We start from the raw sequence: 14184 nt of genomic DNA, 5'->3' as shown, positions 1-14184 counted from the left end.
TGATGAAATACACAGTCAATGAAGTATCATTTACAAAATGATGACTTCTTTTGTTGTGCTATTTTAAGTACTAAGGGGGGTAACAGTCTTGTCGAAAGATCGAGAGTTTTTATGGCGTCGCTTACATTCTCTACTTGGGATCATTCCAGTAGGTCTGTTTTTAACGATGCACCTGTTCATTAACTTTACAGCAACAGGCGGGGCAGAAAGTTACAACGATGCTACCGCAGTAATGGAAAAGATTCCATTCCTTATCCTAGTTGAATGGATTGTCATCTATATTCCATTAATGTTCCACGCATTCTATGGTGTCTACATTGCATTCACTGCTACACCAAACACAGGACGTTTCAGCACGTACCGTAACTGGATGTTCTCTTTACAACGTTTTACTGGTGTATTCTTAGTGATATTCATCGCATGGCATATTTTCCAAACTCGTATTCAAAAAGCACTTGGCACACACGTTGATTACGACATGATGGCGAATATCGTTGCTAATCCATTCATGCTTGGATTCTACATTGTTGGTATTTTATCAGCAACTTTCCACTTATCTAACGGTTTATGGGCATTCCTAGTAAGCTGGGGTATTACACAATCTCCTCAGTCTCAAAAGATTGCTACTTACGTAACAAACATTATTTTCGTAATTCTAAGTGTAGTTGGTGTGGCAGCTATTTTAGCTTTCGTATAATTCAATAGAAGCTACGATAGAGCACATGCAATCATTGCAATTTTTTAAGAGGAGTGAGAAATAATCATGGCGAAAAGCAAAATAATTGTTGTCGGCGGTGGTCTTGCCGGTCTGATGGCAACGATTAAAGCAGCTGAAGTTGGTACTGAAGTTGATTTATTCTCATTAGTTCCTGTAAAACGCTCACACTCTGTTTGTGCGCAAGGCGGAATTAATGGTGCGGTAAATACAAAAGGTGAAGGGGATTCTCCATGGATTCACTTTGATGATACAGTATATGGTGGGGACTTCTTAGCGAACCAACCACCAGTAAAAGGAATGTGTGACGCAGCACCTGGCATTATCCACTTAATGGACCGTATGGGTGTTATGTTCAACCGTACACCAGAAGGACTTTTAGATTTCCGTCGTTTTGGTGGTACTTTAATGCACCGTACAGCTTTCTCTGGTGCAACAACTGGTCAACAATTACTATATGCGCTAGATGAGCAAGTTCGTTCTCATGAAGTAGCTGGTTTAGTAAATAAATATGAACACTGGGAATTCCTTGGTGTTATTATCGATGAAGACGGCGTTTGCCGTGGTATCGTAGCGCAAGATATGCGTACAGAAGAAATTAAATCATTCCGTGCAGACGCTGTTATTATGGCGACTGGTGGCCCTGGTATTATCTTCGGTAAAACAACAAACTCTGTTATTAACACAGGTTCTGCTGCTTCTATCGTTTATCAACAAGGTGCTTCATATGCGAATGGTGAATTCATTCAAATTCACCCAACAGCGATTCCTGGAGATGACAAAAACCGTCTAATGTCAGAATCAGCTCGTGGTGAAGGTGGTCGTATTTGGACTTATAAAGACGGTAAACCTTGGTACTTCTTAGAAGAGAAATACCCAGCTTATGGTAACTTAGTACCACGTGATATTGCAACACGTGAAATTTTCGACGTTTGTGTAAACCAAAAACTTGGTATCAATGGCGAAAACATGGTATACCTAGATCTTTCACATAAAGATCCACATGAATTGGACGTTAAACTTGGTGGTATCATCGAAATCTACGAAAAATTCGTAGGGGATGACCCACGTAAATTACCAATGAAAATTTTCCCAGCAGTTCACTATTCAATGGGTGGATTATGGGTTGACTACAATCAAATGACTGAAATTCCTGGTCTATTTGCAGCAGGTGAATGTGATTACTCTCAACATGGTGCAAACCGTCTTGGCGCAAACTCATTATTATCTGCTATTTACGGTGGTATGGTTGCAGGACCAAACGCAGTAGATTATGTAAAACATCTTAAAAAGCATGCTGAAGATCTTCCACAAGAGATTTATGATGCTCGTGTAACAGAGGAACAAGCGAAATGGGATGCTATCATGAAAATGGAAGGCACAGAAAACGCTTACTTACTGCATAAAGAGCTTGGTGAAATGATGACTGCTACAATGACTGTAGTACGTTACAATGATCAGCTTGAAGATACATTGAAAAAACTTGATGAGCTTACTGAGCGCTGGAACAACATCAACATCAATGATACGCAAAAATGGAGCAATCAAGGCGCGCACTTTACACGTCAGCTAAAAAATATGTTAGTGCTTGCAAAAGTAATGACAAAAGGTGCACTATTACGTAATGAATCTCGTGGTGCGCACTATAAACCTGATTTCCCTAATCGTGATGACGAGCAATTCTTGAAAACAACAATGGCGAAGTTTGACCCAACTACTGGTAATCCAATCATCACGTACCAAGAAGTCGACGTTTCTTTAATCCCACCACGTAAACGCGACTACTCTGCGAAAGGAGACTAAAAGTTATGCAAATCTCAGCTAATACTGGAAGAATGGTTAAAGTAGAAGTCTTACGTCAAGATACACAGGGCGGCGATAGCTACTGGCAAAAATTCCAAGTGCCTTACCGTCATGGTATGAACGTAATTTCTATTTTAATGGAAATTCAAAAAAATCCTGTTACTGAAAATGGTGAAAACACATCGCCAGTATCATGGGATATGAACTGTTTAGAAGAAGTTTGTGGTGCATGTTCAATGGTGATCAATGGCCGTCCACGTCAATCATGTTCAACACTTGTTGACCAATTGACTGAACCAATTAAATTGGAGCCAATGAAGACATTCCCTGTTATTCGTGACCTACAAGTTGACCGTGAACGTATGTTCAACGCGCTTAAAAAAGTTAAAGCATGGGTACCAATCGATGGTACGTATGATTTAGGTGAAGGTCCACGTATGCCAGAAGGTAAACGTCAATGGGCTTATGAATTATCTAAATGTATGACTTGTGGTGTATGTATGGAAGCATGTCCGAACGTATCTGAAAAAGCTTCATTCATCGGGCCAGCTCCATTATCTCAAGTACGTCTTTTCAACACTCACCCAACTGGTGCAATGATTAAAGACGAACGTTTAAATGCGATTATGGGCGATGGTGGCCTTGCGAACTGTGGTAACTCTCAAAACTGTGTTGCTGCATGTCCAAAAGGGATTCCTTTAACAACATCAATCGCTTCATTAAACCGTGCTACTTCAGTGCAAATGTTCCGTAACTTCTTCGGTTCTGACCACTACGTAGACTAATATATGGACAAGCTGAACTCCCTTACACCTTGTGTGAGGGAGTTTTTTAGTGTTGAAAAACAAAACTGTCAATTGAAAGGTAGAAATGGATTTCCGTTGCAGGCTACTTGCTTTCCTGTGGGCGAGCGCCGAATCGCTTCCTCCGCTACCGCTCCGTGCAGGGCTTCGCCTGTCTCGCGATCCCACGGGAGTCAAGTAGCCATAGCCGTGTCCTTAGTGATTTCCTTTATTCGTTGGTTCATATTTCTCTTATCAAGGTATAGATAAGTACACTTGATAAAGGAGGTCCAGCAAAATGAAACCAGAAAATATTCAATTACTTGCGCCACTTTTTCAGATACTTGGGAAAAATGAAGTAAAAGAGGTGGGTAGATTATCGGGTTTTATTCAACGCGAGCGTTCGTTTAGTGCGGCACAATTTTTACACTTTCTGTTTTTGAAAAAGAGTGAGATTATCAGTGATTCGCTTGAAACGCTTTGTACGGACTTGGCGGAGCAGGATATATTTATGACGAAATCGGCTCTTAATAAACGCTTTGATGAACGGGCTGTTACTTTTTTGGAAACCATTTTTGGACGATTATTCAAAACGCAGCTTCAACTCGCCTTCCCCAAGCTAACGGGATACACATTTACTCGAATACGTATTTTAGATAGCACAACGATCAAATTGCCAGATGCCTATCAGGGAAATTTTCAGGGTGTCCATTGTTCGTCTGTTAAAGTGCAAGTGGAGTTTGATTATTTAACCCAACAGCTACTTTATTTTGATTTAATGAACGGACGTGATGCCGATAATCCAGCAGGAATGACGCGATTACCTTTGATTCAGGAGAGAGAACTGGTTCTACAGGATTTAGGCTATTTTCAATTCGATTTTTTTAAAAAGGTGCACGCAAAAGGTGCTTTCTATATCACAAAAACGAAAAAAGATACGCAATTGTTTGTCGAAGTAAGTCATCCACCTCGTCATCCAAATGGGAAATTGATTGAAAGTCGCCGTTACAAACAAATTCATTTAGAAGAAATCGCATTAGAAATGGTACGTGGCGAATACAAAGAGTGGTCCCAATTATTTGTAGGACGACACGAAAAAATGCCTGCACGTTGTATTCTCTATCGCCTCTCAGAGGAACAGGAAAAAGAGCTACACAAGCGGGAAAAAAGAAGACGTCAAAAGAAACAAGGGCAAGTCCATAAAAATGAAGTAGAACAAATACCTGGAGTGGTCATCTATTTAACAAATGTACCAGAGGATATGCCAGCAAGTGAAATTCATGAACTTTACCGATTACGCTGGCAAATCGAGCTCTTATTTAAAACATGGAAATCAGATTTAGAAGTCGATAAGATGAAGAAGGTGAAGATTGAACGATGGTTATGTCATTTCTATCTTCAAAGTATTGTGCTTTTATTGACTGAAATGATCATGGGAATGATGAGAAATGATCTGTGGGTGACAAGAAAACGGAGGATTAGTGAAAGAAAGACGGTCCGGTTGATTGCGAAACAAATAAATCGACTTTTAAAAAGTATGTGGCATTCGAAAAAACAGCTATATGTCTATTTCGATACGCTCACCCGAAACGTTTCGTCATTTTGCCTAAAGTGTAAAAAACGCAAAACTTCTTAAAAGTCGATGTAAACCCAATATTTGGATGGATAATTTGTATAGTTTATTTAGTGAGGCCATTTTTCCCTCACTCCTTGTGTAATACCCATTTTAAACAGAAGATAAACACACGAAAATCTGGCATAGGATGTCTGATATTTTCTTAAGGACACGGCTATGGTCAAGTAGCCTTCCACTTCAACCCACTGACTTTTTAGCAAAGGTTTTCAAATAAAGTGAAGGTTGTCACGCATCACTTCGCCACATTGAAAATAAGAGCCTATCCCCTCTAAGAATACAGTTAATGGGCGATTTGATCGCTATGCTACTATGAAAAAAAGTAAAGACACTTTTGCAGAATGGTTGATTGGAGTGGAGCCAGCGTCACTCCTAGGGGATTTAGCGTCACAGAGGAGACCCTGGAGCGAACGGAAGTGAGTGAAGCGGCTCCTCGGACGCCCCCTGGAAAGGATGCTGGCGGAACGGAAATCAACCCCTCACCTTGCAAAGTTGCTTTTTCTGCCGTTGACATCATCTTTTTTCAACAACATGAAACTCCCTTACACTTCAGTGTGAGGGAGTTTTTTATAGTTATAGAAATGAATAGTCAACAAGATGATTATTCGTGTTTTTTCTATGATAATATAGCATTTTCTTTTATAATGAATATGTATTCATTTTGTTAACCGTCATCATAACTCGCTTGATGATCAGACGGTCAATTACATGACAGGGGATGGTATATCATGAAGGCAAATTATATCGATAATTTTCAAGAGTGGGAAAAGGGATTTTCATTTTATAGTGAGGTACGCGTGCGATTTTCAGAAACAGACATGTATGGTCATATGAACAATACGATTAGCTTTACATATTTTGAGCAAGCAAGAATTGATTATTTCCGACATTTAGGTATTTTAATGCCTTCTGCAGGGGATGGTATACAATCTATACCAATAGTAGCCGATTTACAATGTGATTATGTAAAGCAGGTTTTCTTTGATGATGTTCTACGCATTTATACAAAAATCGCGCAAGTTGGGAATTCGTCGATGGATATTCATTATCTAGCAAAAAATCAAAAGGACGAAATTTGTTTCACTGGTCGTGGAACGATTGTGCAAATGGACCCTCGCACAGGTAAAAGTGTGCCGATCTCAGAGGAAGAAAAAACGAAATTAATTCAGTTGGCTATTCTACCTCACTAGCTCAATATGTAACTATATGTAAATTTATTAAAATAGTAGGAATTGCATTTTACGTAAAATTTACGAATGTATCTATGTAATTTTCGAAATTTTTAAGGAAACATGGAATAATCATGCAAATAGCCGTCACCGCTTCCTGCCCCTTAACATAAGTTACAATACGTGCGGGGGAGGAGGGTGTAACTGAATGAATGGCTCTCATCATCGTTCTCTTTTAACAAACCGAGAACGTGAAATATTTGCGCTTTTATTAGCTGAAAAAACAACGAGAGATATTGCAGAGCAGCTTGGTATTAGTGAAAAAACAGTGCGAAATCACATTTCCAATACAATTCAAAAGCTAGGTGTAACGAATCGATCTCAGGCGTTAATTGAGCTGTTACGCTTGGAAGAATTTAAATTAGACTAATGGACACTTGCTATTTCGTGAAAAAAACGACAAAATAGAACTATTCAACGTATTTTTAGGAGTGAAATAGTTATATGTCGGATGAAGTAACAAAGCACTCACCTGAAACCGTTGCAACGGTTGAAAAGGAATTACGCTATATAGCGGCCATCGTGAAGCAAAAGGGAAGAGAAATTGTTTCCGATTATGCGATTACGCCGCCACAATTTGTTGCATTACAGTGGTTAGAAGAGCTTGGTGATATTACAATTGGCGAATTATCAAACCGTTTATATTTAGCTTTTAGCACGACAACAGATTTAGTGGACCGAATGGAGAAAAATGAATTAGTCAAGCGTGTGCGTGATGAAAATGATCGCCGTGTCGTTGTCGTTCATCTTCTCGAAAAAGGCGAACGTATTATTCAAGAAGTTATTGAAAAAAGACAGCAATACTTGCAAGAGATGCTTGTTGGTTTTAATGAACAAGAAGTCGCGCAATTATCAAGCTACTTAGAGAAACTACATGTACACATGAAACAGGATTGAGGCGGAAAGTATGAATGCCCCGATAGGCGTTATTGACTCAGGAGTAGGCGGTTTAACCGTAGCAAAAGAAATCATGAAGCGATTGCCAAACGAAACGATTTATTATATTGGCGATACAGCAAGGTGTCCGTATGGTCCAAGAAGTCGTCAGGAAGTACGGAATTTTACTTGGCAAATGGCAAAAGCACTCGAAAAAATGAATGTTAAGATGCTCGTTATAGCTTGTAATACAGCGACTGCAGTAGCACTCGAAAGTTTACAAAGAAATATGCCTTTTCCGGTACTAGGTGTTATCAATGCTGGCGCACGTGCAGCTGTAAAGAAAACGAAGCGACATGAAGTCGTTGTGCTTGCAACAGAAGGAACGATTAAAAGTGGGGCGTATGAAGAAGCCTTGTTGTCACTCAATACGTCAACACATATTATTCCACTAGCTTGTCCAACATTCGTGCCACTTGTAGAAAGTGGCGAATATAAAGGTGACTTTGCAAATAATTTAATAGCTGAAGGCTTAAAGCCGTTGAAAAATCGACAATTTGATACGGTTATTTTAGGGTGTACACATTATCCTATTCTACAAAAACAAATTGAAGCTGTTGTCGGAGAAGATGTGAATGTATTATCTTCTGCGGAGGAAACAGCAAAGGATGTTCAGGAAATGTTAGCGTATAACGGCACTTTAGCAAATGCAAATGCGGTGCCTGCTCATAAATTTTTTGCAACTGGTTCTGTTCCAATTTTCCGTTCGATTGCTGAGAATTGGTTAGAGCAAGGTACTCTCGACATAAAACGTATCACATTAAAATAAAAAATCAGCTTAGCAACAGGCTAGGCTGATTTTTGCCGTTTTCAGCATTGTACATAAGCCACCATTGAGTACTTTTTTGATGGCACAAATTATGATAAGATGAGGGCGCGAAAGTTTTTAGGAGGAACGAAAAATATGACAAGATTTGATGGTAGAAATGCAGATGGGCTAAGACCTGTGAAAATAGATAGTGAGTATCTATTACATCCAGAGGGCTCCGTATTAATTCAAGTAGGCAATACAAAAGTAATTTGCACAGCAACGATTGAAGACAAGGTACCTGGCTTTTTACGTGGGCAAGGGAAAGGATGGATCACAGCCGAATATTCCATGCTGCCTCGTGCAACCGCTCAACGTACACCACGTGAATCCTCTCGTGGGAAAGTCAATGGACGTACAATGGAGATTCAGCGCTTAATTGGGCGTGCATTACGTGCTGTAGTCGATTTAGAGGCACTAGGCGAACGTACTGTATGGATTGACTGTGATGTCATTCAAGCTGATGGTGGTACTCGTACAGCATCCATTACGGGAGCATTTGTTGCCATGACACAAGCCATTGCTAAATTTGCTGAAGAAAAGCCATTCGAAAAATTCCCAGTAACAGACTTTTTGGCAGCAACAAGTGTTGGGATTGTAGAAGAACAAGGTGCTATTCTCGATTTAAATTATGTAGAAGATGTGGCTGCAGCTGTTGATATGAACATTGTAATGACGGGCGCAGGACGATTTGTAGAATTACAAGGTACTGGAGAGGAAGCTACCTTTTCTCGACAAGAACTAAATGAATTGTTAGCACTAGGTGAAAAAGGCATACAACAATTAGTTGAACTTCAAAAAATAACGCTTGGTGAACTAGCAAACAAGGTTGGAGGGAATCAATAGTATGAAACAAGTAGTCATCGCCACAAAAAATAAAGGAAAAGCAAAAGATTTTGAAGCATTATTTGGCCCACTTGGTTATGAAGTCGTGACAATGTTTGAAGTGGCACCAGAAATGGAAATAGAAGAAACAGGAACAACATTCGAAGAAAATGCCATCTTAAAAGCAGAAGCATTAGCGAAGGAGCTTGGTACCATTGTTATTGCAGATGATAGTGGTTTAGCAGTAGATGCATTAAATGGTGACCCAGGCGTGTATTCTGCTCGCTATGCTGGTGACCATGATGATGAAGCAAACATGATCAAACTGTTAGAAAATTTACAAGGTGTCGAAGATGACAAACGGTCAGCACGTTTTTGCTGCTGTATTGCAATTGCAGGACCTGATTTTGCAACAACAACGGTATTTGGCACATGTGAAGGTGTCATTGCCCATGAAAAGCGTGGAACGAATGGCTTTGGCTATGATCCAATCTTTTTCGTGCCAAGCTTAAATCGTATGATGGCAGAGCTTTCACCAGAGGAAAAAGGCTCTATTTCTCACCGTGGCAATGCCATCCGCAAGTTAAAGGAGCAATTACCGAATCTTATCAACTAAGAGGTGATATCCATGAAAATACTTGTTATGAGCGATACACATGGTGATAGCCATGTCATCGAAAAGGTTAAAGGCTTTTATCCTGAAATAGCTGTTGTGATTCATTGTGGAGATAGTGAACTTCCCTACTCACATACGGCATTAGAAGGATTGAAAAAAGTACGTGGAAACTGTGATCGTGAGAAAGCTTTCCCCGAAGAAGAAATTTTCACTGTCCATGATGTAAAGATTTTTGTGACACACGGTCATTTATTCAATGTGAAAAATTCCATCTTATCCTTATCCTATCGTGCAAAAGAAGTAGGTGCACAAATCGTTTGTTTTGGTCATTCTCATATTCTCGGTGCCGAAATGATGGATGATATCTTATTTTTAAATCCGGGTAGCTTATTAAAACCACGTGGTCGTAAAGAGAAAAGCTTTGCTGTTGTGGAAATCAATGCAACATTTTTTAAAGTCGATTGCATGACAGATGACAATCAATGTATGGCTACATATACATTTGACCGACAATAATAGGAAAAATCCGCATGACTATCCAAAGTATGCGGATTTTTATTTGGGCTGCTGATAATGGTAAAATTGACTAGGAATGATTAATGCTGAAATAGCAAAAATAAATCGTAAAGGCAATAAAGGAGAAAACATGGAAAAAACAATTGGCTGGCATTTTGATAATAGTTACGTTCAACTACCAAGTATTTTTTATTCCGACATATCGTTAAATCCTGTTCGTTCACCAAAATTGATCTTGTTAAATGAAGCAGTTGCAGCATCACTCGGATTAGACATTCAGGCTTTAAAGAGTGAGGAAGCTTTAGCTGTTTTAGCTGGTAATACAATCCCAAAAGGTGGCGAACCGATTGCACAGGCCTACGCAGGGCATCAATTTGGTCATTTTAATATGCTAGGTGATGGTAGAGCTCTATTATATGGGGAACAAATCACACCTCAAAACGATCGATATGACATCGCTCTAAAAGGATCAGGTAGAACACCTTATTCTCGTGGAGGGGATGGACGAGCCGCATTAGGTCCAATGCTAAGGGAGTATATCATGAGTGAAGCGATGTTTGCATTAGGGGTTCCCACTTCACGCAGTCTAGCAGTAGTAACTACAGGTGAAATGATTATACGAGAAACGGAACTACCAGGCGCTATTGTCACACGAGTTGCAAGTAGTCATTTGCGGGTAGGGACCTTTCAATATGCCGCGCAATGGGGGACAGATGAGGAGCTACAGCTCTTAGCTGATTATGCATTAGAACGACATTACCCAGCTAATATTGGCGGTCAAAATCGTTATCTTTATTTGCTACAAGAAGTCATGAAGAAACAAGCGTCCCTTATAGCCAAGTGGCAGTTAGTGGGCTTTATTCATGGCGTCATGAACACAGATAATATGACCATTAGCGGTGAAACCATTGATTATGGTCCTTGTGCATTCATGGACATCTATGATCCCGCGACTGTGTTTAGCTCTATTGATCGCCAAGGACGCTATGCCTATGGAAATCAGCCCAACATTGGTGGCTGGAATTTAACTCGCTTAGCTGAGTCCTTACTACCTTTAATTGATGATGATCAAGAAAAAGCCATTCAACTGGCACAAGATACGCTACAACAGTATCCAAAATTATATGTAGAAAATTGGTTGGAAGGAATGCGTGCAAAGCTAGGCATTTTTAATGAGGAGCAAGAAGACATCAAGCTTGTTGAAGAGCTTCTTCAGCTTATGCAGCAATACCAAGCTGATTATACCAATACATTTATTGCCTTAACGTTTGAGCAATTGGAGGATTCCCCATTATTTAATGCCTTAGCTTTTAAAGACTGGCATCACAAATGGCAAGCTCGATTAGCGAGACAGCAGCAAACAAAAGACATGTCACAGCAATTAATGCGTCAACATAATCCAGCTGTTATTCCACGTAACCACAGGGTAGAAGAAGCTTTGGAAGCGGCTGTAGAACGAGGCGATTATAGTGTGATGAACAGCTTACTAAAAATCCTTGCTCAGCCCTACGCTCATACGAATGAACAACAAGAATACGCTTCATTACCTGAACCGACGAATCAACCATATCGTACGTTTTGTGGCACATAAGTAAAAACGAGAGCTATTTATTCTCTCGTTTTTTATTTGTATAAAGGCACTCTCCCGTACTCAAACGCATATTCTATGTATGAATAAAGATAAAGGAGAATAGGGTCGGTGCATAAGTATTCAAAGGGTTGGTTTGTCAAAGTATTACGTGCTCATGGAATAATGGTTCATCCTCAATTTAAAAGTCATTTAGGCTTATATAAAGAATCTGAATTACGAAATTTATATTATCGTTATGTCGAAATAGAGTCTGCTGAGCAGGATCAATAGACCGTTTGTTTGAATAACTCCTTTCTAGGAAAAACTAGTGATTAGAAAGGAGTTTTACTATGTGGATGATGACTCAAACATGGCAAGATGTTTTATTTTTACATTGGCCGATAGCCCCTCAAGAACTCGAAAAACATGTACCTCAAGAACTGAAGCTCGATCTATTTGAGCAAAATGCTTGGATCAGCGCTGTCCTTTTTAAAGTTTATCGACATCGGCTACGCTTTCTACCACCTCTTCCTGGAATGAATACTTATTTACAATTGAATGTCCGAACATATGTGGAGTATAACGGCATGAAAGGTATCTATTTTTTTCATTTAGATGTGACGAATTATTTCCTATCAAAAATCACGGCAATAGGGAGCTTGCCATATCGCCATTCCAACATCTTAGTAAAACAAAGAGGGTATCACTATTCATATACAAGCCATTACAAAGTAAGTGATGAAAGATTGAGGGTTACTTGTACAATAGGAGACAAGACCAATACTAATTTCGACCAATGGATTGTAGAGCGTTATCATTCATGGGCGAAATGGAAGGATACACTTTTCCGCATTGATATTCACCACTCCCCATGGGAATTAAAGCGAGCCAGCGTAACGATTGAAAGCAATACATTAGCCTCTTTTATGAAGGGGAGCTTCCAAGGCATGCAACCTCGTGCACATTATGCCAAAAACAAAGTGGCGAGAGTTTTTCCTCCAGCAGTTGAGCGTAAAATGGACATAAATGCATCAAGATTTTTACATTAAAAGAGGTAACAAAATTGCATCACGATGGCGCTGGCAATCATATCTGACATCGCAAGTGCCTCTGCTTCAATTTCATCAAATACATCGACATCTGCCTGATAATCTTTTTGTATCATGGTGACAGCTTCATTTTTCGTTAAAGCTAAATGCGTATAAAACATTTTTTGTACTGCCTCTCTACTTAGGTATGGATTGATTGTATGCAAAAAGAAAGCAATATCATCTGCATTACGATACCATTCCTTCTCTTTTGCTTCCGCTGTGGTAGCGTCTCCTTTTGCTGCAGCTGTCACTAATTGAGCCGCAATTACCAGATGCTCTTTAATTAAAGCTGCATAATGATCTGCTACGGAGTCTCCGTAAAAGGGGCGTAGACAATTCCCTAAATCGGTTGCATTGCGTAGCAAACGCTGCTGCACAAAGGGTAAATCAGGCAAATTAAACACAATGCTAATAATGGTCATCCGTGTCCAATTTACATGCTCCATCCAAAGTAAGCGGTTCATAGCCATAAAATCCGCTTCGCCTTTACTAATACAGCGTCGGTAATCATTATTAGACTGTAAAAAGTGACGAATCGGAGCTGTATAGTGCGTATAGGGAGCGTGATACAGCTGGCTTAATGAAAAACCATTTGCATAGGGGTACAAGGCTTCACTCCTTCTTGTTCTTTTTCCTACAGTAGCATACTCCAAGGTATCTCTGAGTATGAAGAACAAGAAAGAAAAGAAGAAACGACAAAATTACGCTTCATACATCATTTTCTTCGTCATGCCACCATCAACTGTAAGATTAATCCCTGTCACAAAGTTATTCATCGGGTTTGTTAAATAGAGACAAGCCTGTGCAATATCTTCAGGCAGCCCCACCCTGCCTGACAAATGCTGTGCATGATCGATTGGCCGTAGTGCCTCGTAATCACCTGTTTCAATCCACCCAGGTGAAATACAATTCACAGTAATTTGATCTGGCCCTAAAGACCGCGCTAAAGCATGAGTTAATGCTACGATCCCACCCTTTGTAGCCGCATAAGCTTCTGTATGAGGCTCCGACATTTCAGCTCGCGTTGAGGCCAGCGAAACAATGGAACCGCCCTTTGCATTATGCCGCATCACTTTTGCAGCCTCTCTGGCACAGAAAAAGGTACTCGTTAAATTCGTCTGCAACAAATCATGCCACTCATCAAACGTAACCTCGTAAGGAGATTGATGCTGAAACTTCCCAGCATTATTAATTAAAATATGAATGGTCCCATATTGCTCAACAGCTCGCTGCATTAAATGGATGATATCCTGTTCCTTTGTCACATCCGTTGGAACAAATAATGCAGAGTAGCCCTGAGCAAGCATATCCTGTGCTAACTGTTGTCCTAAGCCTGCGTTCAAATCAGCAATCACCACTTTTGCACCTTGTTGTGCATATGCAAGCGTAATGCCCTTACCAATTCCTTGTGCACCACCTGTGACAACAACGACTAAATCTTTAAACATCCGCATACCTCCTACTTTTTTATCGCCAATAGTGTAGCAAATATTTTGCTATTCGTCCTGTTAAGAGGGTGAAGAAATGGTATAATGAATGCTGTGGCAATATATGATAAAAAATATGAGGCAAACCTTGCCTACATAGTAAAATTAATGTTGACATTATGCTATAAATTACATATAATAAGTATTGTCCTTCCTATGGAATACATAAGAAA

17 protein-coding genes are annotated in these 14184 nt (G+C 39.8%); 15 read left to right on the top strand and 2 right to left on the bottom strand.

Features of this window, described 5'->3' with window-relative positions:
- The first annotated feature begins 88 nt into the window (after positions 1-88).
- The 15 genes from MHB65_RS17285 to MHB65_RS17215 all read left to right on the top strand — a co-directional run bounded on the left by MHB65_RS17285 (position 89) and on the right by MHB65_RS17215 (position 12482).
- Complete coding sequence (locus MHB65_RS17285; protein ID WP_141904737.1) at positions 89-697, top strand: succinate dehydrogenase cytochrome b558 subunit; 609 nt, start codon at positions 89-91, stop codon at positions 695-697.
- Positions 698-763: 66 nt separating this feature from the next.
- Positions 764-2518: a succinate dehydrogenase flavoprotein subunit gene (gene sdhA / locus MHB65_RS17280; protein WP_205444846.1), complete on the top strand. Its 1755-nt coding sequence runs from the start codon at positions 764-766 to the stop codon at positions 2516-2518.
- Positions 2519-2523: 5 nt separating this feature from the next.
- A complete protein-coding gene (gene sdhB, locus MHB65_RS17275) occupies positions 2524-3303 on the top strand; it encodes a succinate dehydrogenase iron-sulfur subunit (protein WP_205444844.1) in 780 nt (259 codons plus the stop codon).
- Between the two features lie 295 nt (positions 3304-3598).
- Positions 3599-4936: an IS4 family transposase gene (locus MHB65_RS17270; protein WP_342440973.1), complete on the top strand. Its 1338-nt coding sequence runs from the start codon at positions 3599-3601 to the stop codon at positions 4934-4936.
- Between the two features lie 413 nt (positions 4937-5349).
- Positions 5350-5601: a hypothetical protein gene (locus tag MHB65_RS17265; RefSeq protein WP_342441159.1), complete on the top strand. Its 252-nt coding sequence runs from the start codon at positions 5350-5352 to the stop codon at positions 5599-5601.
- Between the two features lie 60 nt (positions 5602-5661).
- The gene (locus MHB65_RS17260) at positions 5662-6123 is read left to right on the top strand and encodes a thioesterase family protein (protein ID WP_342441158.1); all 462 of its coding nucleotides are present in this window, start codon (positions 5662-5664) and stop codon (positions 6121-6123) included.
- Positions 6124-6310: 187 nt separating this feature from the next.
- On the top strand, positions 6311-6532 hold the full coding sequence (locus MHB65_RS17255; protein WP_004226437.1) for a LuxR C-terminal-related transcriptional regulator: 222 nt from the start codon (positions 6311-6313) through the stop codon (positions 6530-6532).
- A gap of 74 nt (positions 6533-6606) precedes the next feature.
- The gene (locus MHB65_RS17250) at positions 6607-7059 is read left to right on the top strand and encodes a MarR family transcriptional regulator (protein WP_016991542.1); all 453 of its coding nucleotides are present in this window, start codon (positions 6607-6609) and stop codon (positions 7057-7059) included.
- A gap of 10 nt (positions 7060-7069) precedes the next feature.
- The gene (gene racE / locus MHB65_RS17245; protein WP_205444840.1) at positions 7070-7867 is read left to right on the top strand and encodes a glutamate racemase; all 798 of its coding nucleotides are present in this window, start codon (positions 7070-7072) and stop codon (positions 7865-7867) included.
- A gap of 135 nt (positions 7868-8002) precedes the next feature.
- A complete protein-coding gene (gene rph, locus MHB65_RS17240; RefSeq protein WP_342441157.1) occupies positions 8003-8752 on the top strand; it encodes a ribonuclease PH in 750 nt (249 codons plus the stop codon).
- A gap of 1 nt (position 8753) precedes the next feature.
- Positions 8754-9347 (top strand): XTP/dITP diphosphatase, encoded by a 594-nt coding sequence (locus tag MHB65_RS17235; RefSeq protein ID WP_342441156.1) that lies wholly within the window; start codon positions 8754-8756, stop codon positions 9345-9347.
- Positions 9348-9359: 12 nt separating this feature from the next.
- Positions 9360-9863 carry a metallophosphoesterase gene (locus MHB65_RS17230; RefSeq protein WP_342441155.1) on the top strand — a complete coding sequence of 168 codons (504 nt, stop codon included), beginning with the start codon at positions 9360-9362 and terminating at the stop codon, positions 9861-9863.
- Between the two features lie 130 nt (positions 9864-9993).
- Positions 9994-11454, top strand: a complete 1461-nt coding sequence (locus tag MHB65_RS17225) for a YdiU family protein (protein ID WP_342441154.1) — start codon at positions 9994-9996, stop codon at positions 11452-11454.
- 108 nt (positions 11455-11562) lie between these two features.
- The gene (locus MHB65_RS17220; RefSeq protein ID WP_004226448.1) at positions 11563-11724 is read left to right on the top strand and encodes a DUF2639 domain-containing protein; all 162 of its coding nucleotides are present in this window, start codon (positions 11563-11565) and stop codon (positions 11722-11724) included.
- Positions 11725-11783: 59 nt separating this feature from the next.
- A complete protein-coding gene (locus MHB65_RS17215) occupies positions 11784-12482 on the top strand; it encodes a DUF2071 domain-containing protein (protein ID WP_342441153.1) in 699 nt (232 codons plus the stop codon).
- Here MHB65_RS17215 and MHB65_RS17210 read toward each other — a convergent pair.
- Together MHB65_RS17210 and MHB65_RS17205 are read right to left on the bottom strand one after the other, a co-directional pair.
- A complete protein-coding gene (locus MHB65_RS17210; protein WP_342441152.1) occupies positions 12479-13132 on the bottom strand; it encodes a hypothetical protein in 654 nt (217 codons plus the stop codon). The genes MHB65_RS17215 and MHB65_RS17210 overlap by 4 nt on opposite strands.
- Before the next feature lie 93 nt (positions 13133-13225).
- Positions 13226-13972 carry a glucose 1-dehydrogenase gene (locus MHB65_RS17205; RefSeq protein ID WP_342441151.1) on the bottom strand — a complete coding sequence of 249 codons (747 nt, stop codon included), beginning with the start codon at positions 13970-13972 and terminating at the stop codon, positions 13226-13228.
- Between the last annotated feature and the right edge of the window lie 212 nt (positions 13973-14184).

This window comes from Lysinibacillus sp. FSL K6-0075 (assembly GCF_038592945.1).
Taxonomy (GTDB): domain Bacteria; phylum Bacillota; class Bacilli; order Bacillales_A; family Planococcaceae; genus Lysinibacillus; species Lysinibacillus fusiformis_F.
Note: the sequence above shows the minus strand (reverse complement) of the source record. Positions and strands in the feature narration are given on the sequence as shown.

What these genes read in the sequence shown, in the direction of transcription:
- sdhA (WP_205444846.1), top strand. Translation starts at nt 764, where the DNA reads ATGGCGAAAAGCAAAATAATTGTTGTCGGCGGTGGTCTTGCCGGTCTG.
- sdhB (WP_205444844.1), top strand. Translation starts at nt 2,524, where the DNA reads ATGCAAATCTCAGCTAATACTGGAAGAATGGTTAAAGTAGAAGTCTTA.
- MHB65_RS17270 (WP_342440973.1), top strand. Translation starts at nt 3,599, where the DNA reads ATGAAACCAGAAAATATTCAATTACTTGCGCCACTTTTTCAGATACTT.
- MHB65_RS17260 (WP_342441158.1), top strand. Translation starts at nt 5,662, where the DNA reads ATGAAGGCAAATTATATCGATAATTTTCAAGAGTGGGAAAAGGGATTT.
- MHB65_RS17255 (WP_004226437.1), top strand. Translation starts at nt 6,311, where the DNA reads ATGAATGGCTCTCATCATCGTTCTCTTTTAACAAACCGAGAACGTGAA.
- MHB65_RS17250 (WP_016991542.1), top strand. Translation starts at nt 6,607, where the DNA reads ATGTCGGATGAAGTAACAAAGCACTCACCTGAAACCGTTGCAACGGTT.
- racE (WP_205444840.1), top strand. Translation starts at nt 7,070, where the DNA reads ATGAATGCCCCGATAGGCGTTATTGACTCAGGAGTAGGCGGTTTAACC.
- rph (WP_342441157.1), top strand. Translation starts at nt 8,003, where the DNA reads ATGACAAGATTTGATGGTAGAAATGCAGATGGGCTAAGACCTGTGAAA.
- MHB65_RS17235 (WP_342441156.1), top strand. Translation starts at nt 8,754, where the DNA reads ATGAAACAAGTAGTCATCGCCACAAAAAATAAAGGAAAAGCAAAAGAT.
- MHB65_RS17230 (WP_342441155.1), top strand. Translation starts at nt 9,360, where the DNA reads ATGAAAATACTTGTTATGAGCGATACACATGGTGATAGCCATGTCATC.
- MHB65_RS17225 (WP_342441154.1), top strand. Translation starts at nt 9,994, where the DNA reads ATGGAAAAAACAATTGGCTGGCATTTTGATAATAGTTACGTTCAACTA.
- MHB65_RS17215 (WP_342441153.1), top strand. Translation starts at nt 11,784, where the DNA reads ATGTGGATGATGACTCAAACATGGCAAGATGTTTTATTTTTACATTGG.
- MHB65_RS17205 (WP_342441151.1), bottom strand. Translation starts at nt 13,972, where the DNA reads ATGTTTAAAGATTTAGTCGTTGTTGTCACAGGTGGTGCACAAGGAATT.